The sequence below is a fragment of the Alloprevotella sp. OH1205_COT-284 genome (genome assembly GCF_003859795.1).
Lineage (GTDB): Bacteria > Bacteroidota > Bacteroidia > Bacteroidales > Bacteroidaceae > Alloprevotella.
In genome coordinates, this window is record NZ_RQYI01000004.1 from 49,865 (window position 1) to 71,351 (window position 21,487).

Sequence of the window (21,487 nt, forward strand, 5' to 3'; positions counted from 1 at the left end):
TTTTAATTTATTCTGCAAGTTCTGCCGACCGCAAGGTAAACATCAAAGACCGGTATAGGTGGAAGGAGTTATCTTGCGTAATTCTTGTTTTATACTTTCGGGAACGTCCAATTCTTCGATGAATGTGGAAATTCCTTCTTCGGTGATAGCCGTGTTGGTGCGAGTAAGTGCTTTGAGGGCTTCGTATGGATTCGGATAAGCCTCACGGCGTAAAATCGTTTGTATGGCCTCCGCACAGACCGCCCAATTGTTTTCCAAATCGGCTGCCAAAGTTTCTTCTCGAAGAAGAAGTTTGCCCAATCCCTTAATGGTCGAAGCAAAAGCGATAACGGCATGCCCCATCGGAACTCCGATATTGCGAATGACGGTCGAATCCGTCAAATCTCGTTGCAGGCGGCTGATGGGTAGTTTGGCACTAAGGTGTTCGAGTATGGCGTTGGCTATTCCGAGGTTACCTTCGGAGTTTTCAAAATCAATGGGATTGACTTTGTGCGGCATGGCACTCGAACCGACTTCTCCGGTTTTAATTTTTTGTTTGAAATACTCCATTGAAACATATTGCCAAAAATCTCTATCGACATCAATGAGAATTGTATGCAAACGTTTCATCGCGTCAAATACAGCCGCAAGATTGTCGTAATTGGAAATCTGTGTGGTGTATTCTTCTCTGACCAATCCCAACTTCTCCTCCACAAAACGCTTTCCGAAAACTTTCCAATCTATTTCGGGATAGGCCACGCAGTGTGCATTGAAATTGCCCGTTGCTCCACCAAACTTGGCACTGATCGGACAAGCTTTGAGCTGTGATAACTGGGTTTCCAATCTATATGCAAACACCTTGATCTCTTTTCCCAAACGAGTAGGAGACGCCGGCTGACCATGAGTTTTTGCAAGCATCGGAACATCTTTCCATTCTTCGGAGCGTTGATTCAAAGCCTCTATCACCTCTTGAAGCAATGGAATATACACATTTTCCAAACTGTCTTTCAACATTAATGGAAAAGAAGTGTTGTTGATATCCTGAGAAGTGAGCCCGAAATGAATAAACTCTTTATAAGCCTCCAAACCTCCGATCCGGTCAAATTGCTCTTTGATGAAATACTCAATGGCTTTTACATCGTGATTGGTGACATCCTCTATTTCTTTGATACGAACCGCATCTTGCTCCGAGAAGTTTTCATAAATGGCGCGTAAAACCGGAAATAAATTTGCGTCACAATTTTTCAGCTGCGGCAAAGGTAGTTCGCAGAGCATGATGAAGTATTCGATTTCGACACGCACGCGATATTTCATCAAAGCGTATTCGGAAAAGAAAGGAGCAAGCGATGCTGTTTTGCCGCGATAACGCCCATCAATGGGGGATACGGCCGTAAGAATGTCTAATTGCATGACCGGAATAACGATATGATATTATTGCAAATAAAGTATTTAGTGCGTTGAGGAATGCGAGAGACAGATGGTTTGCCGTCTTATCATTATTTTAGCCGCCATCGACCGGCATGATAAATCATGGAAATCATGACGAGTTCGTGCGTTTGATTGTGATAGAAAACTCTCAGAAAGACATCAGCTTGTTTTCCGGTAGTCGTCAAATCCACTCTTTCGAGCGTTGCCTTAATGGCATGGCCTTTTTTCTCTTGACGTTCGTAGGCGTGCTGCTTATGAAGATCTGCCATTTGGCGACGATAGAAATCGGGCATATTATCACAAGAAAGCATTTCATTGACATAGGCCTCATATTGCCCTGTCAAATAAAGATTGTAGATGCGCTCTACGTCCTCTTTTTGAGGCTCGTTTCCCACGGCAGACTTATCGGGAGAAGCCGTACAGCCACAACACATTATTCCGACACAAGCGGAGAGAATAATGTTTTTATTCATCGCTTTACTTCTGCCTGATAAAGATATTGATCGGTGAGCCTGCGAAATCCCAACGTTCTCTTATTTTATTTTCAAGAAAACGCTTGTAAGGCTCTCTTACATATTGTGGAAGATTGGCATAGAAGACAAAAGTCGGAATTTGCGTATCACGAATTTGTGCGCAATATTTGATTTTGATATACTTTCCTTTTATGGAAGGTGGCGGATAGGCTTCTATCAAAGGCAACATTTCTTCATTCAATCGAGTTGTGCCGACATGCCTTTTGCGGTTGAGATATACCTCTTTTGCCGTTTCGAGAACTTTGAAGATACGTTGTTTCGTAAGAGCCGAAGCAAAAATAATCGGGAAGTCCGTAAACGGAGCCATACGCTCCCGAATGGTGTTTTCAAAGTGATTGATCACTTTTTGTGACTTTTCTTCAACCGTATCCCACTTGTTGACCACAAGCACCAGACTTTTGTTGTTGCGTTGGATCAGTTGAAAGATATTCATGTCTTGGCTTTCGATGCCTCTCGTAGCATCAATCAGCAAAATGCAGACATCGGAATTTTCGATTGAGCGTATTGAGCGCATCACGCTATAAAACTCCAAGTCTTCCGTGACTTTATTTTTCTTACGGATTCCGGCGGTATCTACAAGATAGAAGTCGAAGCCGAATTTGTCGTATCGCGTAAGAATAGAATCTCTCGTCGTGCCGGCAATGTCCGTGACGATATGGCGTTCTTCTCCGATAAACGCATTGATCAGAGAGCTTTTGCCTGCGTTGGGACGCCCCACGACGGAAAAGCGCGGAATGTTCTCTTCGTTTTCGTCTTGTGTTTTTTGCGGAAGTTTCTCCAATATGACATCCAGCAAATCTCCCGTTCCGCTTCCGGTAATGGCGGAAACACAAAAAGGTTCTCCAAGACCGAGGGTATAAAATTCGGCAGCAGAATAGCGGTCTTCGTTATTGTCCGTTTTGTTGGCACAAAGTATCACTGGCGTTTTGGCTCTGCGCAATATTTGAGCCACCTCCATGTCCAAATCGGTTATTCCGTTTAGCACATCGACAACAAAAAGCACCAAATCTGCTTCTTCCGTTGCAATGGAAACCTGTTTGCGTATTTCTTCCTCAAATATATCGTCCGAGTTCACGACCCAACCTCCGGTGTCTACCAGAGAAAATTCGCGCACTCCCCATTCACACTTACCATATTGACGGTCGCGAGTCGTCCCGGCTTCATCGCTCACAATGGCGTGGCGTGTGCCCGTCAGACGATTAAAAAGTGTAGACTTGCCCACATTGGGACGTCCCACTATTGCTACTAAATTAGACATGCGTTATAACGTTGTGTTTTTTAAGGAGCACAGCCTCACGGCTTCTCCTGCAATAAAATTCTCCGCAAATATAGTTTTTTTTTATAGAATAAGCAATAGTTTTATCCACGGAGTAACCTTCTTAAACGATATAGAGCCGTTTATGTACTATCGAAACGTCTTTTTTTCAAAATCAGCCCTTTAAGTTTCATGTTCTTCTCCGCGAAGGGTCGGGAGGTTGATGTGGTAGCGAACAGCTATGATGCGCGATAAAATCACCACGATTCCGCACACCAGTCCGCAACCTACGCTATCGAAACCCAATGCCCAAAATGCCCAATAGGCCAAACCGCCTAAAACGCAGGCCACCGCGTAAATCTCCGCACGAAAAATAAGAGGAATGTCATTCAGAAAAACATCTCTCACGACACCGCCCCCCGAACCGGTAAGCACCCCCATGACGATAGCCACCCAAAAAGGAAAACCTTCGGCAAGAGTTTTCTCGATGCCGATCACGGCAAACATGCCTAATCCGATCGTGTCAAAAATAAACCAAGTGTTTTTTTGACGGATCACGACTTTGCCTAACACCCCCACTAATAACAGCGCGACCAGATTGATGATAAAATAAATGCCGTTGTGCATCCAAAAAACCGGCACATCGAGCAAAAGATCACGCACCGTACCTCCGCCGATCGCTGTGGCAAGACCTACGACATAGGCACCAAACAGATCGAAGCGCTTCGCACTGGCCAATCGGATACCGGATATGGCAAAAGCAAGTGTTCCGACATAGTCGAGAATACTGACAAACGTGAGTTCGGGAAGTTCGAATGTCATGGAATATGGAAGTTGATGTTTGAGTTTAGCTTTTGATGTTTGCAATCCCCACCAAGCGATCGTATCGATCGGTCGGCGAACGAAAATAAGCCATCACGGCATATAGGTTTTCGGTGTTATGGAAGTCCCCTTCTATGGGAGCGGTTTCGGATTGTTCCTTTCCTTTCGTACGCACCAAATAGCGATAGTTATAATAGCCTTGTTTGAGAAAAAGAACTCCCTCATAGCAACCTCTTTCATGGTTGTAGGCCATGCGGTGTTCGGGTTGTCGGAAGGTGTCGCACCACCTTCCGTCGATATAAACATCTGCCTGCTCAAAAGGTTCGGTTTCGACGGAAAAATGAACAAACAGGTATTCACTCTCTGTTTCGTTGTCCAAATTATCGGTATTCCGTATGACCGATGTGCCGTTTCTGTCTTCGATCAGCAGATAATTGCGTCTGATTTCGTCGGTGAGCAACGTGGCATGGTGATAGGGCGGAAACCAGCGAAGACTTTCCACACGCATACCGGGCATACGCATATTCACAAGTTCAAACCGCCGATACTCATTGCCCGCCTTAAAGATGAGGCGCGGCTGATGTTGCCAAAGAAGCACTCCGGCATTAACATGAGTTGGCGGAGCGTTCCAAACGGCATTGTCCCACCGCTCGTTTTGATAAACCACGGTTTTCAGTTCTTCTCGCAAATCGCGGGCATTCAGCGCCGAGGCATCAATGCGGAGAGATAATTGCTGGTGCTCTCCGTTTCGGTCGATGTCGGTATCTGTTTCCACCCGGCCTCCGATATTCACGAGAGGCTCCGCCACGCAACAGTGCACCACGGCAACAGCCTCGGGGTGTTCGGCGGTGTCGTCGTAGATCGTGATGCGATAATTGCCGGACACCAACGGGCGCACATCTTTATCGGGAAAGCTGAAAGCATAGTGTGTGTATTGCACGTTTGTGTTTCGGCTTTCGCGATGCTCTTCTATCAAAATATCGGTCAGGTTGCTTTCGAGATATTCATTTTCAAACAAATCCGGAGTTTTCTCCCAATCAAATCCGCAATGTTCGACCCGATAGAAAAAGCGTCTGTATTCGTGCGACATCCGATCAAACCCGACACGCATCTTGTCCTTGCCGCCGAGCATCAAAACGGGCAAAGATGCAAGATTGCCGTCGATTTTCGTGCGCAGCGTGTGGATGTCGTTGCGCAAAACATGATTGCGTTGGGCAAAGGTGGCGACGACAGCGAGAAGAAACGTACAAAAGAGCGTAGAGATGCGCATTGCGAGGCTATTTCAAGGTGATTTCGTAAATGCGGTCGAACTCTCCTTTGCTCCGATCAAGCTGAAAAGAAAGACGATTGTTACGATAAACATATTTTACTTTCTCTTTCGAGCCATAGGCTTTGATCTGCTTCACGCGCATGGGGCATGTCATATCCACTGCAGTCAAACTGTCTTCGAGCACATGCAGATACAATGTTTTTCCGCAACGCGTACTCACGATGCCTTCTCCGTCCGCCAGTTCTCCGGCCTCAGTGCCATAGATCGTTGCTCCGTTTGCTCGAAGCCATGTTCCCATTTCCTTCAAACGCTCCACGGCGGTCTTCGGCAGATGTCCGTCGGGCTGAGGGCCGACATTGAGCAGGAGATTTGCTCCTTTGGCCGCGGTGCGCACCAGCAGCCGAACAAGTTGCCGTGTGGTTTTGTAGTTTTGATCAACCACTTTGTAGCCCCACATACCATTCATCGTTTCGCAAGTTTCGAGCGGCAATTTGCTCACGCTCTGTCCGCTCATTCCGGCTTTGTTTTCTCCGGGCACATCTCTCTCGAAGATTTGAAAATCCTCTCCTTCATGGGGTGTTTGGTGGTGGTTATTGCCGACAAGACATGCCGGTTGTAAATCGTGAATAAGGGCATATTGCCCCGGCAACTGCCAATCAAAGGGCACGGAGTCTTCACGGTGATCCCACCAGCCGTCGAACCATATGGCACGCACATTGCCGAAATCGGTGAGCAGTTCCGTGAGCTGGGCATTCATGAAGTTGTAATAGCTTGTCCAATTTGCCTTTTCGGCTTTCTTTCCCGTGTGGCGTCCGGTGCTTCCCATCGGATAATCATCGCGCGTCCAATCAATATGACTATAATAGAGGTGTAAAGCCAGGCCGCTGCGGCGGCAAGCCTCGGCAAGCTGTTTGAGAATATCGCGTCGATAGGGAGTTTGTGCGATGTTATAGTCGCTTTGACGCGTGTGCCACATGGAGAACCCGTCGTGGTGACGAGTGGTGAAAGTCACATATCGTGCCCCACTCTCTTTGATGATGTTTGCCCATTCATCGGCATCAAAAGCATGGGGATAAAAAGCATTGGCGGCTTTGGCATACTCCTGTCTGTTGATTTTCTCATTCTGCATATACCACTCCCCTTGTGCAAAAAGCGAATAGATACCCCAATGAATGAAAATGCCGAAACGGTCGGCGGCAAAATTACGGCGATTTTCCAAATTTTCCGGCGTGGGGATGTAACTCTGTGCCGTTACCTCAAAAGGCATCGTCAAAACCAAGAGCAACAAAAGAAGGTGTTTTTTCATTTGAGAGAACATTTAGAACAAGAATTTACGGCGCGAATTTACAGAAAAAAGGCGACATCCCCGCCTTTGGCCATTTTTTTTCGTACATTTGCAATATCAAACAGGAGGCAGACGGTCAGTTCGTCGCTCGCACCCTTGTGGTGCGTGAGGAAAGTCCGGGCAACGCAGGGCAATCCGCTTCTTAACCGGAAGTCGTCCGCGAGGGTGAATACGTGCAGAAGAAAACAACCGCCTTTTTGTGCTTGCGCGAAAGGGTAAGGGTGAGAAGGTGAGGTAAGAGCTCACCGGCCGAACGGTGACGTTCGGGCCGTGTACATCGGATGTTGAAAGTTCATGTAAACCGGCGCTATCAAGGCGGCCCGCCTGAGTCTTTCAAGACGTGTCGGAGGGTAGAACGATAGAATGTGTCGGCAACGGCGCATCCAGATAAATGACGAACACCTCCACCGGAGGTACAGAACCCGGCTTATCGACCGTCTGCTCCTGTTCTTTTGACAATACCAGCTCCACTATAATCGCTGCGGAAGGACATTCTCGTCTTTCCGCAGTTTTTTTTGAAAAAGACAAAGCTCCTCTCCTCTCTTCTTCTTTTGAGGATAAAGCTCTCGGATGCCGGTTTTGCGTTCCCTTTTCCGACTCGCATCTCTCCTTCTCCAAGGAAGCCCGAAAAAGGTAACGAGTAGAAATTTTTAGCTCTGAGTTAGAATTTTCTACTCGTTACCTTTTTCTGTTTATCTCTCATGCGGATTGGTTTTTCCGTTTTCTCGAAAATCTCCTTTGTAGATACGAATGTTTTGGAGTCTGCAATATTTTTCTGTAATTGTGTTGCTTATTTCAATAAAAAAAACTACTTTTGTCGCCGAAATCAATGATTCAGAGCTAACAATGACACAAAACAACGTCTTTTACTTCTATTTTACTTCTTTGCCCAACAAGCGAAGCGGGACGTTGTATGCCGATAACACAGAGGCTTTGACGCAAACTCTGAATCCCGCTCTTGCAAAGCGGGATTTTTTATTATTAGAAAACGACACAAACATGAAAGTAGCCATTCAAGGTATAAAAGGTTCGTTTCACGACATCGCCGCTCACCAATATTTCAAAGACGAAGATTTGGACTTGGTGTGTTGCAACACGTTTGAAGATCTTTTTCAAACCATAAAAGAAGACGACACCTGTGTCGGGGTCATGGCCATTGAAAACACCATTGCCGGAAGCCTGCTCCATAACTACGAATTGCTGCGAGCAAGCGGAACGACTATCGTCGGAGAACACAAACTTCACATCGAACATTCCATTATGTGTTTGCCCGAAGAGAAACTATCCGACCTCAAAGAGGTCAATTCGCACCCTGTCGCGTTGATGCAATGTCGCAACTATTTGGCACGCCACCCCCAACTGAAAATTGTGGAAAAAGAAGACACCGCAGGATCGGCGGAACTGATCAGCCGCGAAAAGCTCAAAGGGCATGCGGCCATTTGTCACGCCGACGCTGCCCCACTCTACGGCCTAAAAGTGTTGGAACAAGCAATCGAAGACAACAAGCACAATTTCACTCGCTTCCTCGTGGTGGCAGACAGTTGGAATGCCGACAGACTGCGAGAACCCTATCAGACAGACAAAGCAAGTTTGGTTTTCACCCTGCCTCATGAAGAAGGCTCTCTTTCGCAGATATTGAGCATTTTGAGCTTCTACAAAATCAACCTCACCAAAATCCAGTCGCTCCCCATTATCGGCAGAGAATGGCAATACTTATTCTATGTCGATGTGACCTATAACGACTATCACCGCTATCGGCAAAGCATCGACGCCGTGCGGCCTCTCACAAAAGAACTTCGGATCTTGGGAGAATACAAAGCCATCATATAAACCACACCTCATGAACGCCCCCAACATTCTGCCCGCTCATCGCATCTCGCAAGTGCAAGAATACTATTTCTCACGCAAACTGAAAGAAGTGGCTCTGATGAATGCTGCCGGAAAAGACGTCATCAATCTCGGCGTCGGCAGTCCGGATCTTCCTCCTTCGCCTCAAACGATAGAAACTTTATGCCAAGTCGCACGTCGAAGCGACGCCCACGGCTATCAGCCCACAAGCGGAACGGAAGAGCTTAGGGAAGCCATGGCACGCTTCTATCGGAAATGGTTTGACGTTACAATCGATCCCCGACAAGAGATTTTGCCGCTGATAGGCTCCAAAGAGGGCATCCTTCACACCACATTGGCTTTCGTCAATCCCGGCGAAAAGGTTTTGGTGCCCAATCCGGGCTACCCCACCTATACTTCGCTGTCGCGTTTGCTCGGCGCGGAAGTCACACACTACGATCTCGTGCCCGAAAACGACTGGCAACCCGACTTCGACAAACTCGAAGCCATGGACACCGAGGGCGTAAAATTGATTTGGGTGAACTATCCGAATATGCCGACGGGAGCACCGGCATTGCAATCCACTTTTGAGCGTTTGGTTGATTTTGCTCGAAAACGCAACCTCGTCGTCGTAAACGACAATCCCTACTCTTTCATTCTCGGAAAGGAATACAAATCCATCCTCCAAATTCCCGGAGCAAAAGAGTGTTGCATCGAGTTCAACTCCATGTCGAAGAGCCACAACATGCCGGGGTGGCGAGTAGGGATGCTTGCCACAAACGCCCGATTCGTACAATGGATCTTGCAGGTAAAGTCAAACATAGATTCCGGCACATTTCGTGGCATTCAGCTGGCCGCGGCCGCAGCCATTGACAACGACGAAGCGTGGCATCGGGAATACAACTACGAAACCTACTTGAAACGAAGAAAAATTGCCGAAGAAATCATGCGGAAACTCAACTGCACTTTCGACGAACGGCAAATAGGCATGTTTCTCTGGGGGCGCATACCCGATCGTTTCGACCACTGCGAAAGCCTCACGGAAAAGGTCTTACACGAGGCTCGCGTGTTTATCACACCGGGATTTATCTTTGGCAGCAATGGAAATCGCTATGTCCGCATTTCGCTCTGCGCGAAAGAAGAAAAACTGCAAGAATCGCTAAGGAGAATAGACGAAATGATCGCATCAAACAGCACATCGCCCTCTCCCTCACAACAGCAATAATCACAACCGTCAATACATCAATCTCCTATGGAACTGGACTTACTTCCCCTCAATCTTCCCAACATAACCGCCCAACGTCCCCTTGTCATTGCCGGCCCTTGTTCGGCCGAAACCGAAGAGCAAGTCATGGAAACAGCCACCAAACTGTTGGCCAAAGGCATAAAAGTCTTTCGCGCCGGCATTTGGAAACCCCGCACCAAACCGGGAGGCTTTGAAGGAATCGGCGAACAGGGTTTGCCTTGGATGCAGCGTGTCAAACAAGAATTGGGCATGCTGACCGCCACCGAAGTGGCGACGCCTGCACACATTGAAGCGGCCTTAAAATATGACATCGACATTTTGTGGATCGGGGCACGCACTGTCGTCAATCCTTTTGCCATGCAGGAAATTGCCGATACGCTCAAAGGAAAAGACACTCCCATTTTGGTGAAAAACCCCGTAAATCCCGACATCGAACTTTGGATCGGCGGTTTGCAACGACTCAATGACGCCGGCATCAAACGCTTGGCTGTCATCCACCGTGGTTTTTCGAGCTATGACAGGCGCATTTATCGCAACCTCCCAATGTGGCATATTCCCATCGAACTGCGTCGCAGAATACCCCACCTTCCCATCTTCGGCGATCCTTCACACATCGGAGGCCGTCGGGAGTTGATCGCTCCTCTCTGTCAGCAGGCCATGGATTTGGGTTTCGAGGGACTCATCGTAGAAAGCCACTGCAATCCCGACCAAGCATGGAGCGACGCATCTCAACAAATCACGCCCGACGTGCTTGACTTCATTCTCGAAAAACTGACGATCCGAAAAAGTGCCGAAATCACAGAAAGTCTGGACTCGCTGAGAAAACAAATTGACGAATGCGACAACGCCCTGCTCGAACTTTTGGCCAAACGCATGCGCATCAGTCGGGAGATCGGCACATATAAAAAAGAGCACAACATGACCATTGTGCAAACTGCACGCTATTCTGAAATCTTGGACAAACGAGGAGCACAAGGCAGTCTGTGCGGAATGAATCCGAACTTCATACGCGATATGTTTGAGCTGATTCATGAAGAGAGTATCGCCCAACAATCCGAAATCATGAACAAATAAAAAGATCTCGCCTCTTTTGACAAGAGAGAAAGATGCCCATAACCATAAAGAAAAGTATAGAAAAAACATTTGCTCAATCATCGAGATATGAAAGTACTCATTTTGGGAGCGGGAAAAATGGGGTCGTTTTTTGCCGACTTGCTCAGTTTTGAACACGAAACGGCCGTCTACGACATCAACCCTCAACGACTCCGGTTTATGTACAACACGCTGCGATTAACCACCCTCGAAGAAATCGCAGAGTTTTCTCCCGAGCTGGTCATCAATGCCGTCACGCTCAAATATACGATTGACAGTTTTCGGCAAATCCTTCCTTTTCTGCCGAAAGACTGTATTCTCTCAGACATAGCTTCGGTAAAAACCGATCTGCAATCTTTCTACGAGAGTTGCGGCTTCCGATACGTTTCCACCCACCCTATGTTTGGCCCGACATTTGCCAACTTGGGAAGTCTGTCGCACGAGAACGCCATTATCATTAAGGAGGGCGACTACATGGGCAGGCTCTTCTTTCGAGATGCCTACAACCGCTTGGGGCTAAACGTTTTTGAATATAGTTTTGAAGAGCACGACAAGACCGTAGCCTACTCCCTGTCCATTCCTTTCGTTTCGACGTTCGTTTTTTCGGCCGTGATGAAGCACCAAGATGCACCGGGAACCACCTTTAAGCGACATCTGAAAATCGCGCGCGGAGTGCTCAACGAAGACACCTGCCTTTTGCGCGAGATTTTGTTCAACCCGCGAACATCCGGACAAGTCTCGCAAATACGCGACGAACTGAAAACGCTGCTCGACATCATTGAAAAAAAAGACGAAGAAGGATTGGATGCCTATCTGTTGAAAATACGTAAAAACATCGCCCAACAGAGCTAATCCGCCTCGGAAGTTACATTTTCAAGGAGTGAAATGTTGGTAGCCAAGAATAAATGAAGTATTTTTGCACGAACCAACATTTCACTCCTTATTTATATATAATGAAATTCATCTCGTGGAACGTCAATGGCCTCAGGGCTTGTCGGGAAAAAGGATTTGAAGAAATCTTTGCCCGTCTTGACGCCGATTGCTTTTGTTTGCAGGAAACCAAACTCCAAGAAGGGCAAATCGACATCTCTTTTGAAGGCTACGAAAGCTATTGGAACTATGCCGAAAAAAAAGGCTATTCGGGAACAGCTATATTCACTCGTGTTTCTCCGCTTTCGGTGGCTTATGGTTTGGGGATTGAAGCACACGATCGGGAAGGACGGGTCATCACACTCGAATTTGAGGAATTCTATTTGATTACGGTCTACGTGCCCAACTCACAAGACGAATTGCGACGTTTGTCTTATAGAATGGAATGGGAAGATGCTTTCCGCAACTACGTGACGGAATTGGATAAAAAGAAGCCTGTTGTGATTTGTGGTGACCTAAATGTGGCACACAAGGAAATCGACCTTAAAAATCCCAAGACCAATCGGAGAAATGCCGGCTTCACGGATGAAGAACGCGAAAAGTTCACTTGTCTTTTGGAAAATGGATTTACCGATACGTTCCGCCACTTCCATCCCGAACTCGAAGGAGCTTATTCTTGGTGGAGCTATCGTTTCAAAGCCCGCGAACGCAACACCGGGTGGCGCATCGACTACTTTGTGGCATCGCAACGCCTGAACGATCGCCTGGTGTCGGCCGCCATTCATTCGGATATAATGGGCAGCGATCATTGTCCCGTCGAATTAGTACTACAATAGAGAACGAATATGAAAGAGTTTTTCAAATATGTTTTGGCCACGGTGGCAGGTTGTTTAATTGTGGGCATGTTTAGCATTATCATGTTTTTCATGATGGTGGGTATGCTTGCATCTTTGAGTGAGAAACAGGTAGATGTAAAAAAACACTCCGTACTCCATCTTAAACTGAATGGAAGTTTGGATGACCGTGCGGAAGCCGAAAACCCGATAACCTCACTGCTCGGCCGCGAAGAGTTGGAGCAACACGGCCTCGACGAATGGCTGGCGGCAATACGAGTGGCAGAAAAAGACAACAACATCGACGGCATTTATTTGGAGGGCGGTCTGTTGTCATCAGACTTTGCCACCCTCGAAGAATTGCGAACGGCTCTTCTGCGGTTCAAAAAAAGCAAAAAGTTCATTGTGGCTTATGCCGACCACTACACCCAAGGCACCTACTATTTAGCCTCTGTTGCCGATAAGGTTCTGCTGAATCCGAGCGGCATGTTGGATTGGCACGGCATAGCCAGTCAGCCTATTTTCTATGCCGGTCTCTTGGAAAAAATCGGCATAAAAGTTCAAGTATTCAAGGTCGGAACTTACAAAAGTGCCGTCGAGCCTTACATCCTCACCCGAATGAGTGAAGCCAACAGAGAGCAAGTAAATTCTTTCATCGGCGACATTTGGAAAGGGCTTGTATCGGCCGTAGCCGACTCCCGACGCCTTTCTCCCGACACACTCAACGCCTATGCCGATCGTTATATCGCTTTGTCGGAAGCCGAAACGTTCAAAAAACTAAAACTCATAGATGAAACAGCCTACATAGACCAAGTGCGCGACGAACTTCGGAAACGCACCGGAGGAAAAGAAGTGCATTTGCTTTCTCCGCGCGATTTGGCCACATTGGACAAAAGTGACCTCTCCAACGGCAACAAAATCGCGGTCTATTATGCCTCCGGCGTCATTGTGGACGTACCTTCGTCGGGAGCACTTATGGGATCGGAAGATGAAATCGTAGGCAAACAGGTCGTTGAAGATTTAGACGATTTGGCCAAAGACGACAAAATTAAGGCCGTTGTGCTCCGCATCAACTCCGGCGGTGGCAGTGCTTATGCCAGCGAACAAATGTGGAGAGCCGTTCAATTGCTCAAAAAGAAAAAGCCTGTCGTCGTTTCCATGGGAGGAAAAGCTGCCTCGGGCGGTTACTATATGGCTTGCGGTGCGAACTGTATTTTTGCCGATCCTTCCACGATTACGGGATCTATCGGAATTTTCGGTATGATTCCCGACGCTTCTCCTTTGCTTACTCAAAAACTCGGCCTGAGTTTTGATGTGGTAAAAACGAATGAATCCTCCGATTTCGGCACCATGGGACGTCCTTTTAATGCCGCCGAAAGTGCGGCTCTTCAAAGTCATGTCGATCGCGGCTACAAACTCTTTATCACCCGCGTGGCCGAAGGACGTAGTGCCGCCGGTAAAAAAATGTCGATCGAAGATGTAGATAAAATCGGACAAGGCAGAGTTTGGACGGGAAATCAAGCCCTGAAAAACCAACTTGTAGATAAACTCGGTTCGCTCGAAGACGCCGTAAAACATGCTGCTCAATTATCGAAAACAGAGCAGTATGCCATGGTCAAATATCCGGCACAAGAAGATTGGCTGTCCGGTCTGCAAAAAGCCGCCGATAAGGAACATTATATCGAAAGAAAGCTCCGCACGACGCTCGGTATATATTATGAACCTTTGATGATGGTAAAAGAGTTCAATCAAAACGATTGTTTACAAGCCAGAATGTTTTTTCTGCCCAATCTGAAATGAAGAGATTGCTATTGCCTTTGGCATGGCTATACGGTGTCGTGACGGACATTCGGAATTGGCTGTTCGATCGTCGCCTCCTGCCTTCCAAAGGATATCACCTCCCGATCGTTTGCGTCGGCAATTTGGCTGTTGGAGGCACGGGCAAGACTCCGCACACCGAGTGGCTCATTCGCCATTTCTTGTCAGCAGGAAAAAAAATGGCGGTGTTATCTCGCGGATACGGCAGAAAGACAACAGGTTTTCATTGGGTGGATAGCGACGACACCGCCCGATATGTTGGCGATGAACCGCTTCAAATTCGGCGCAAATTCCCCAACAGTCGTTTGCGCTGCGCCGTTTGCGAGAGCCGCCGTTTGGGCATCGACACCCTACTCGCCCACTCCGAAGATCTTGATCTCATCTTGTTGGACGATGCCTTTCAGCACCGTTATGTAGAAGCCACCTGCAATATATTATTGACGGATTACTCGAAACCATATACAACCGACCATCCGTTTCCGGCAGGACGCCTTCGCGAAAAACGCCATGGTGCTCATCGTGCCCACATCATCATCGTGACGAAATGCCCTCAACATTTATCCTATAAACAACGAGATGCCCTTGTGCGCTCTTTGCGCCCACTTCCTCATCAAGAAGTGTTTTTCACCACTGTCGAATATGAACCGCTGCCGGAATTGAAGAAATGCCTATTGATCACGGGCATTGCCCGCCCACGATCACTACTCGCCTTTTTGGCGTCGCTCGACATCGAAGTGGAACACATGTCCTTTCCCGACCACCATCGTTTTACGGAAAAAGACAAAGAGCGCATTCTTCAAAAAGCACAACATCATAACACCATACTTACTACGGAAAAAGATGCTGTGCGCCTCGAAGAACTTCATTTCCCGAAAGACTTCAACGCACGTATTCAAATTATCAAAATAACGCCTTCTTTCCTTTTTGGAGAAGAGCAACATTTTCTAAAAACCTTACACAACTATGTTAGCTAAAATTCAAGAAACCGCCGAATGGATTAAAAAACACACCGAGCTTCGTCCTGCCACTGCCATTATTCTCGGCACCGGCTTGGGACGCTTGGCCGAAGAAATCGAAGTAGTCAAGAAATTTTCTTACACGGATATTCCCAACTTCCCCGTTTCTACGGTGGAAGGACACTCCGGTTGCCTTCTCTTTGGTAAATTGGGAGGCAAAGACGTGTTGGCCATGCAGGGACGTTTCCACTATTACGAGGGATATGACATGAAAGAAGTCACCTTTCCCATTCGCGTGATGTATGAACTGGGCATCAAAACGCTCTTCGTTTCCAATGCCGCCGGAGGAATGGATCCCACGTTCAAGATCGGAGACCTAATGTTTATCACAGACCACATCAATTTCTTCCCCGAACATCCGCTTCGCGGAAAGAACTTCCCTACCGGCGATCGTTTCCCGGATATGAGCGAAACTTACGATCATCAACTTCTCGACTTGGCACGTGAAATTGCCAAAGAAAAAAACATCCGTCACGTCGAAGGAGTTTACGTAGGAACTTCCGGCCCAACTTTTGAAACCCCTGCCGAATATAAGATGTTCCACATCCTCGGGGGGCACGCCGTAGGTATGTCCACCGTGCCCGAAGTAATCGTTGCGCACCACTGCGGCATCAAAACTTTCGGTATTTCAATCATCACCGATTTGGGAGTTGAAGGAAAAATCGTAGAAGTCAGCCACGAAGAGGTGCAAGAAGCCGCCAATGCCGTTCAGCCTCTTATGGCCGAAATCATGCGGGAGATGATTCGCCGAAGCGAATAAATCAACTCCACACATGTTTTTTGAGGATGAGTCTATATTGAAACGCAGAAATTAAAGCCTCCGATTGCACACATTGCAAAAAAATGCGTAAATTTGCGGTAGTATAAAATTTTCTGCCTATGTCCATTAGCAAAACCCGTCAGAAGCTCATAGAAGTTGCTCGCGAGCTCTTTGCCAAGAAAGGTATAGATGGTACGACCATGAATGACATTGCGACAGCCTCCCAAAAAGGGCGTCGCACGCTTTACACCTATTTCCGAAACAAAGACGAAGTTTATTACGCCGTCATTGAAGACGAATTGGAGCACCTTTCCGAAGAGATGGACAAAGTCGTAAAACTCCCCACTCCTCCCGATCAAAAAATCGTTGCCCTCATTTACACGCACCTCAATCTGATAAAAGATGTCGTAAAGCGCAACGGCACGCTCCGTGCCGAGTTCTTCCGCGATATTAGCTTGGTAGAGCGTGCCCGCCGCAAGTTTGATTTGGAAGAGATCAACGCATTGCGCAAAATTCTGCAAGAAGGCGTTGATTCGGGAATGTTCAAAATCGATCATGTCAATCTTGCAGCCGATGTCATCCACTATGCCGTGAAAGGAATCGAAATTCCTTTTATGTACGACAGACTCGGAGAAGGCCTCTCAATGGAGGACAGCGTGCATGTGGTCGAGCGATTCATCCAACGCGCTTTGGGCGTAACTTCCAACTCCAATAATTCCTAAACTATATTACCTATGGGACTTTTATCCGGTAAAACAGCCATCATCACCGGTGCCGCACGCGGTATTGGCAAGGCACTTGCCTTGAAATTTGCCGAAGAAGGCGCAAACATCGCATTCACCGATCTCGTCATCGACGAAAACGGAGAAGCCACTCGTCGCGAAATCGAAGCCAAAGGCGTGAAATGCCTTGCTTATGCTTCCAACGCCGCCAATTTTGACGAAACCGAAGAAATCGTGAAAAAGATTCACGCCGATTTCGGCCAAATCGACATTCTCGTCAATAATGCCGGTATTACCAAAGACGGACTTATGCTCCGCATGAGCGAAGCTCAATGGGACGCTGTCATCAATGTCAATCTCAAATCGGCTTTCAATTTCATCCACGCCTGTCTTCCCATCATGATGCGCCAACGTGGCGGTTCGATCATCAATATGTCGAGTGTCGTGGGCGTTCATGGAAATGCCGGTCAAGCCAACTACGCAGCTTCAAAAGCCGGTATGATTGCTTTGGCCAAGAGTGTTGCCCAAGAAATGGGAAGCCGTGGCATCCGTGCCAACAGCATTGCCCCCGGATTTATTGAAACCGAAATGACACACCAACTCCCGGAAGAGGTTCGTAAGGACTGGATGCAGAAAATCCCCCTCCGCCGCGGCGGACAGACAGACGATGTTGCCAATGTGGCCGTCTTCCTCGCTTCCGACCTTTCGGCCTATGTCACCGGACAAGTTATTCAAGTCGACGGCGGCATGAACACCTAAACCGCTACTCATTGCAGTATAAACAGTGCCAATGTGCTTTCTATTGAGCACATTGGCATTTTTTCTTTTTCCCAACTCTTTCCTCTCATGAACGTCCTTTACGAAGACAACCATTTGATCATCATCAACAAGTCGGCAGGCGAAATCGTTCAAGGCGATAAAACGGGCGATGCCACCTTGGCCGATGCCGTGAAGGCCTATATCAAAATAAAATACAATAAGCCGGGAGAGGTGTTTCTCGGAACGGTTCATCGTTTGGATCGTCCCGTGAGCGGTGTGGTGGTCTATGCCCGAACTTCCAAAGCATTAACGCGGCTCAACGAAATGTTTCGCAAAGGTGAGGTAAGAAAAACCTATCATGCCATCACTCCCACGACTCCCGAAAAGCGGAAAGCATCCTTGCCTCTTCTCAGTCAAAATCCCACTACGCTGACTCATTTTCTGACTCGAAACGAGAAGCAAAACAAAGCTTATGCTTATGAGGAGGAAATAAGGAACAGTAAAAAAGCCGTGCTTGATCTGCGAGTTTTGAGAAGAGGAGCCACCACTCAACTCTTGGAGGTAAATCTGCACACCGGTCGTCATCATCAAATTCGCTGCCAACTTTCGGCCATCGGCCTCCCCATTCGGGGCGATTTGAAATATGGTGCTCCACGTTCCAATCCCGATGGAAGCATTTGTCTGCATGCCCGCCACATCTCTTTCATACATCCGGTATCGAAAGCCCTCATCAGCGTAACTGCTCCCTACCCCACACTCAATATTTGGAAAGTCTACGAAGACTAAAACGGTGTTACTCGGCCAGAGTTCCCAAACACAGACAAATCATGCTGAGAAAGACAAACAGCAGATCTAACGCCTTGGAACGCAGATTTTGTTCTTTCAACAGAAATGCGCCGAAAAGAAAACTTACCAAGACACTGCTGCGACGCGTCATCGAAACGACGGCAATCAATGCGTCGGGTTGAGAAAGCGCAAAGAAATAAAACAAATCGGCAGCCGAGATGAATACGCTGATGCCCACTATCGTCCACCTCCATTGGAAAGAGGTGGATTTTTTTCGTTGCGGCCACCACAAGAAGCCGAACACAATGCTCATCAAAACGACTTGATAGAAATTAAACCAAGCCTGCACAAAAACGGCATTTAATCCCAAACCTCCGGAAGAGGACGGAGCCAACAGAAACTTATCATAAAGTCCGCTGCATGCTCCCAAAACGGCAGCGGCTACGAGAAAATAAATTCTCCGATTGTGTGCAAAGTGGATTCCCTCTTTCTTGCCACTGCGGCTCAACATGAAAAACGAAATCAAAGCCAATAAAACCCCGCTCCATTGCCAAAAATTCAAAGTTTCTTGGAAAACGAGCAAAGCCCCGATTAAAGTCATCACCGGGCGTGTGGCATTGACCGGTCCGACAATGGTCAGCGGAAGATGCTTTATGGCAAAATAGCCGAAAATCCAAGAAGAAAGTACGATGACGGCTTTGAGCATCACCCAGCGATGCCAATCCCAGCCGGCCGCAGGCACATGCCAATGGCTTGTTTCCAAGAGAAAGCCCACCTTGGATAAAACCACAATCGGCAAAAACAAGGCGCTGCTGATCAGCGTATTGATCAGCAACACCGGAATAACGGCATTGTCTCGGAGCGATTGCTTCTTAAAAACATCGTAACACCCCAACAAAATGGCCGAAGCCACAGCCAAAAGAAACCACATAAGATTCAAATATCAACATTCAATATTCCACATCAACCAAAAACAAAGCGTTGCCGGCAACGCTTTCTCCGGCCGAACAACGATTGCGTGCAGCAATGACCGCTCTGAATTCATCGATGCTCATGCGTCCGCGTCCCACTTCCAAAAGCGTGCCGACAATGGCGCGCACCATGTTGCGCAAGAAACGGTTGGCCGTAATTTCAAACCGCCAATAGTCTTCTTCCACTTGCACCCATTTGGCAACAGAAACATCGCAAATATTCGTTTTTTGGTCATTGTTCAGTTTTGAGAAACTGGTGAAATCCTCCACAGAGAGCAATATCTCCGCTGCCGCATTCATTTTTTCATAATCGGGCATGAACGGCAGTCGGTGAGCATAGTGGCGGCGAAACGGATGCTTGTGCGTATAGACAAAATAGTGGTATGTACGCCGAATGGCATCGAACCGTGCATGCAAGCTGTCGGGCACACGTTTCACACTGTCTATGGCGATGTCTTCGGGAACAATGCGATTCAGGCGAAAAGCAAAGTCCGTGGTGTCCAGCTCTCGATCGGTATCGAAATGAGCCACCATTTTTGCAGCATGCACTCCCGTATCGGTGCGGCCTGCGCCAACACATTGCGTAGGCACCGGGAGCAATTTGGAGAGGGCGTCGTTCAAACGCGCTTGAACACTGTCGGCATTGGGTTGCACCTGCCACCCGTGATAACGAGTGCCGTCGAAAGCAAACGTGATAAAATACCTCATACTCTTCGATAGTTGCGACGCGACTGCTGCGATTGAGGTTGTGCAAACAGGCTCTGAGGTAGAAAATTCTACCTCAGAGCTAAAAAAAACTACCTCTTAGGTAGATTTTCCGCCCTCTTCGGTAGAAAAACAAGCCTATATGGTAAGCCGTGTTTCGCATGAGCCACGCCGACAGAACGATAAACAAAATGCGCCACACTCTGAAACAGCGTGTGGCGCAATGATTGTATGGTCGGCAGGGTTACTGCTGCGAAGATCAAGCCTCTTCGGCCACTACTTCGAAAGCAACTTCTGCGGAAACTTCTTTGTGGAGCTTCACTACTGCGGTGTAAGAGCCGATGGCTTTCACATCTTTGAGAACGATGCTCTTGCGGTCTACTTCGATGCCGCGAGCCGCGAGTTCTTCTGCAATGTGAAGAGGAGTGATCGATCCGTAGATCGCACCAGTTGCACTCACCTTGGTGGCAATCTTCACGCCTTCCACAGCATTGATCTTCTCGGCAAGAGCGATGGCATCGTTCTTGATTTTTTCGAGTTTGTGAGCTTGCTGTTTGAGGTTCTCTGCCAAAATTTTCTTGGCCGAAGGCGATGCAATGACAGCCTTTCCTGTGGGGATGAGGAAGTTACGGCCGTATCCGTCCTTAACGGTTACGATTTCGTTTTTGAAACCGAGACCTTGTACGTTTTCTTTCAGAATGATTTCCATGTGTATACCTCCTCTTTATTATTTCATCAAATCGGTTACGTAGGGAAGAAGAGCCAAGTGGCGGGCACGTTTCACGGCCTGAGCCACACGGCGTTGAAACTTCAAGGAAGTACCGGTGATGCGACGGGGGAGAATTTTACCCTGCTCGTTGAGGAACTTCTTGAGGAATTCGGGGTCCTTGTAATCAATATACTTGATGCCGCTCTTCTTGAAACGGCAGTATTTCTTTTTCTTGACGTCAACGGTGGGGGGAGTCAAGTAGCGAATTTCAGATGCTTGTGCCATGTTTTTAGTCCTCCTTTTTGTTTGAACGACGCTTAGCAGCATATTCGGCTGCGTATTTGTCGAGTTTTACGGTAAGAAAACGGATTACGCGCTCGTCGCGGCGGAAACCGATCTCCAACTTTTCTACAACGGCGGGTTCGGCTTTGAATTCCAGCAACTGATAGAAACCGGTGCTCTTCTTATCAATGGCATAGGCCATCTTTTTGAGTCCCCAGTTTTCTTCATTGATAATCTCCGCACCTTGTTGGGCGAGAATACCTTTGAACTTTTCGACCGTCTCCTTCATCTGAACATCAGACAAAACGGGAGTAAGGATGAAAACGGTCTCATACTGATTCATCATGGTGTGATTGAATTGAGAAAATTATGAATATAAGAAATATGCTTTCGGACACGCAGTCGTCCAAAAACGACACGATGAACCCTAAAAGCGGTGCAAAATTACGGCTTTTTTCT

General features: G+C 47.6%; 22 protein-coding genes and 1 other RNA gene. 12 read left to right on the forward strand and 11 right to left on the reverse strand.

Translation table 11 applies throughout. From position 1 onward, the window contains the following. Positions 1 to 42 precede the first annotated feature (42 nt). The 6 genes from purB to EII14_RS02185 form a co-directional block, all read right to left on the reverse strand. Positions 43 to 1,389 carry an adenylosuccinate lyase gene (gene purB, locus EII14_RS02160; RefSeq protein ID WP_124930932.1) on the reverse strand — a complete coding sequence of 449 codons (1,347 nt, stop codon included), beginning with the start codon at positions 1,387 to 1,389 and terminating at the stop codon, positions 43 to 45. 86 nt (positions 1,390 to 1,475) lie between these two features. Then, positions 1,476 to 1,880 (reverse strand): hypothetical protein, encoded by a 405-nt coding sequence (locus tag EII14_RS02165; protein ID WP_124930933.1) that lies wholly within the window; start codon positions 1,878 to 1,880, stop codon positions 1,476 to 1,478. Between the two features lie 4 nt (positions 1,881 to 1,884). Next, complete coding sequence (gene der, locus EII14_RS02170; RefSeq protein WP_124930934.1) at positions 1,885 to 3,198, reverse strand: ribosome biogenesis GTPase Der; 1,314 nt, start codon at positions 3,196 to 3,198, stop codon at positions 1,885 to 1,887. Between the two features lie 180 nt (positions 3,199 to 3,378). Then, entirely contained in the window at positions 3,379 to 4,017 is a 639-nt protein-coding gene (locus tag EII14_RS02175; protein ID WP_124930935.1) for a trimeric intracellular cation channel family protein, read from the reverse strand. A gap of 25 nt (positions 4,018 to 4,042) precedes the next feature. Continuing rightward, a complete protein-coding gene (locus EII14_RS02180) occupies positions 4,043 to 5,287 on the reverse strand; it encodes a DUF5103 domain-containing protein (protein ID WP_124930936.1) in 1,245 nt (414 codons plus the stop codon). Between the two features lie 7 nt (positions 5,288 to 5,294). Next, complete coding sequence (locus EII14_RS02185) at positions 5,295 to 6,593, reverse strand: alpha-L-fucosidase (protein ID WP_124930937.1); 1,299 nt, start codon at positions 6,591 to 6,593, stop codon at positions 5,295 to 5,297. Positions 6,594 to 6,700: 107 nt separating this feature from the next. On the opposite strand from EII14_RS02185, the gene rnpB reads away from it, so the two are divergent. The 12 genes from rnpB (at position 6,701) to EII14_RS02245 (ending at position 18,361) form a co-directional block, all read left to right on the forward strand. After that, positions 6,701 to 7,078, forward strand: an RNA gene (rnpB, locus tag EII14_RS02190) — RNase P RNA component class A. A gap of 553 nt (positions 7,079 to 7,631) precedes the next feature. After that, positions 7,632 to 8,462 (forward strand): prephenate dehydratase, encoded by an 831-nt coding sequence (locus EII14_RS02195; RefSeq protein WP_124930938.1) that lies wholly within the window; start codon positions 7,632 to 7,634, stop codon positions 8,460 to 8,462. 10 nt (positions 8,463 to 8,472) lie between these two features. Next, on the forward strand, positions 8,473 to 9,684 hold the full coding sequence (locus EII14_RS02200; RefSeq protein WP_124930939.1) for a pyridoxal phosphate-dependent aminotransferase: 1,212 nt from the start codon (positions 8,473 to 8,475) through the stop codon (positions 9,682 to 9,684). A gap of 27 nt (positions 9,685 to 9,711) precedes the next feature. Next, on the forward strand, positions 9,712 to 10,779 hold the full coding sequence (locus EII14_RS02205) for a bifunctional 3-deoxy-7-phosphoheptulonate synthase/chorismate mutase type II (protein ID WP_124930940.1): 1,068 nt from the start codon (positions 9,712 to 9,714) through the stop codon (positions 10,777 to 10,779). An 87-nt stretch (positions 10,780 to 10,866) separates the two neighbouring features. After that, positions 10,867 to 11,649: a prephenate dehydrogenase/arogenate dehydrogenase family protein gene (locus EII14_RS02210; RefSeq protein WP_124930941.1), complete on the forward strand. Its 783-nt coding sequence runs from the start codon at positions 10,867 to 10,869 to the stop codon at positions 11,647 to 11,649. A gap of 98 nt (positions 11,650 to 11,747) precedes the next feature. Beyond that, entirely contained in the window at positions 11,748 to 12,503 is a 756-nt protein-coding gene (locus EII14_RS02215; protein ID WP_199733856.1) for an exodeoxyribonuclease III, read from the forward strand. A 9-nt stretch (positions 12,504 to 12,512) separates the two neighbouring features. Beyond that, positions 12,513 to 14,300, forward strand: a complete 1,788-nt coding sequence (sppA, locus tag EII14_RS02220; protein WP_124930943.1) for a signal peptide peptidase SppA — start codon at positions 12,513 to 12,515, stop codon at positions 14,298 to 14,300. Further along, positions 14,297 to 15,292, forward strand: coding sequence for a tetraacyldisaccharide 4'-kinase (lpxK, locus tag EII14_RS02225; RefSeq protein WP_124930944.1), 996 nt, complete (start codon positions 14,297 to 14,299; stop codon positions 15,290 to 15,292). The genes sppA and lpxK overlap by 4 nt, the downstream gene beginning before the upstream one ends. Continuing rightward, the gene (locus tag EII14_RS02230; protein WP_124930945.1) at positions 15,282 to 16,094 is read left to right on the forward strand and encodes a purine-nucleoside phosphorylase; all 813 of its coding nucleotides are present in this window, start codon (positions 15,282 to 15,284) and stop codon (positions 16,092 to 16,094) included. The genes lpxK and EII14_RS02230 overlap by 11 nt, the downstream gene beginning before the upstream one ends. Before the next feature lie 119 nt (positions 16,095 to 16,213). Beyond that, positions 16,214 to 16,816 (forward strand): TetR/AcrR family transcriptional regulator, encoded by a 603-nt coding sequence (locus EII14_RS02235; RefSeq protein WP_124930946.1) that lies wholly within the window; start codon positions 16,214 to 16,216, stop codon positions 16,814 to 16,816. A 12-nt stretch (positions 16,817 to 16,828) separates the two neighbouring features. After that, positions 16,829 to 17,575, forward strand: a complete 747-nt coding sequence (gene fabG / locus EII14_RS02240; protein ID WP_124930947.1) for a 3-oxoacyl-[acyl-carrier-protein] reductase — start codon at positions 16,829 to 16,831, stop codon at positions 17,573 to 17,575. 87 nt (positions 17,576 to 17,662) lie between these two features. Next, positions 17,663 to 18,361, forward strand: coding sequence for an RluA family pseudouridine synthase (locus EII14_RS02245; RefSeq protein WP_124930948.1), 699 nt, complete (start codon positions 17,663 to 17,665; stop codon positions 18,359 to 18,361). Between the two features lie 7 nt (positions 18,362 to 18,368). Here EII14_RS02245 and EII14_RS02250 read toward each other — a convergent pair whose 3' ends face one another. The 5 genes from EII14_RS02250 to rpsF all read right to left on the reverse strand — a co-directional run bounded on the left by EII14_RS02250 (position 18,369) and on the right by rpsF (position 21,371). After that, positions 18,369 to 19,292: a DMT family transporter gene (locus EII14_RS02250; RefSeq protein WP_124930949.1), complete on the reverse strand. Its 924-nt coding sequence runs from the start codon at positions 19,290 to 19,292 to the stop codon at positions 18,369 to 18,371. 19 nt (positions 19,293 to 19,311) lie between these two features. Next, positions 19,312 to 20,040 (reverse strand): tRNA pseudouridine(38-40) synthase TruA, encoded by a 729-nt coding sequence (gene truA / locus EII14_RS02255; RefSeq protein ID WP_124930950.1) that lies wholly within the window; start codon positions 20,038 to 20,040, stop codon positions 19,312 to 19,314. A gap of 256 nt (positions 20,041 to 20,296) precedes the next feature. Beyond that, the gene (rplI, locus tag EII14_RS02260) at positions 20,297 to 20,746 is read right to left on the reverse strand and encodes a 50S ribosomal protein L9 (RefSeq protein ID WP_124930951.1); all 450 of its coding nucleotides are present in this window, start codon (positions 20,744 to 20,746) and stop codon (positions 20,297 to 20,299) included. Positions 20,747 to 20,764: 18 nt separating this feature from the next. Continuing rightward, positions 20,765 to 21,031: a 30S ribosomal protein S18 gene (gene rpsR / locus EII14_RS02265; protein ID WP_124930952.1), complete on the reverse strand. Its 267-nt coding sequence runs from the start codon at positions 21,029 to 21,031 to the stop codon at positions 20,765 to 20,767. Between the two features lie 4 nt (positions 21,032 to 21,035). Then, positions 21,036 to 21,371, reverse strand: a complete 336-nt coding sequence (rpsF, locus tag EII14_RS02270) for a 30S ribosomal protein S6 (protein ID WP_124930973.1) — start codon at positions 21,369 to 21,371, stop codon at positions 21,036 to 21,038. Positions 21,372 to 21,487 lie beyond the last annotated feature (116 nt).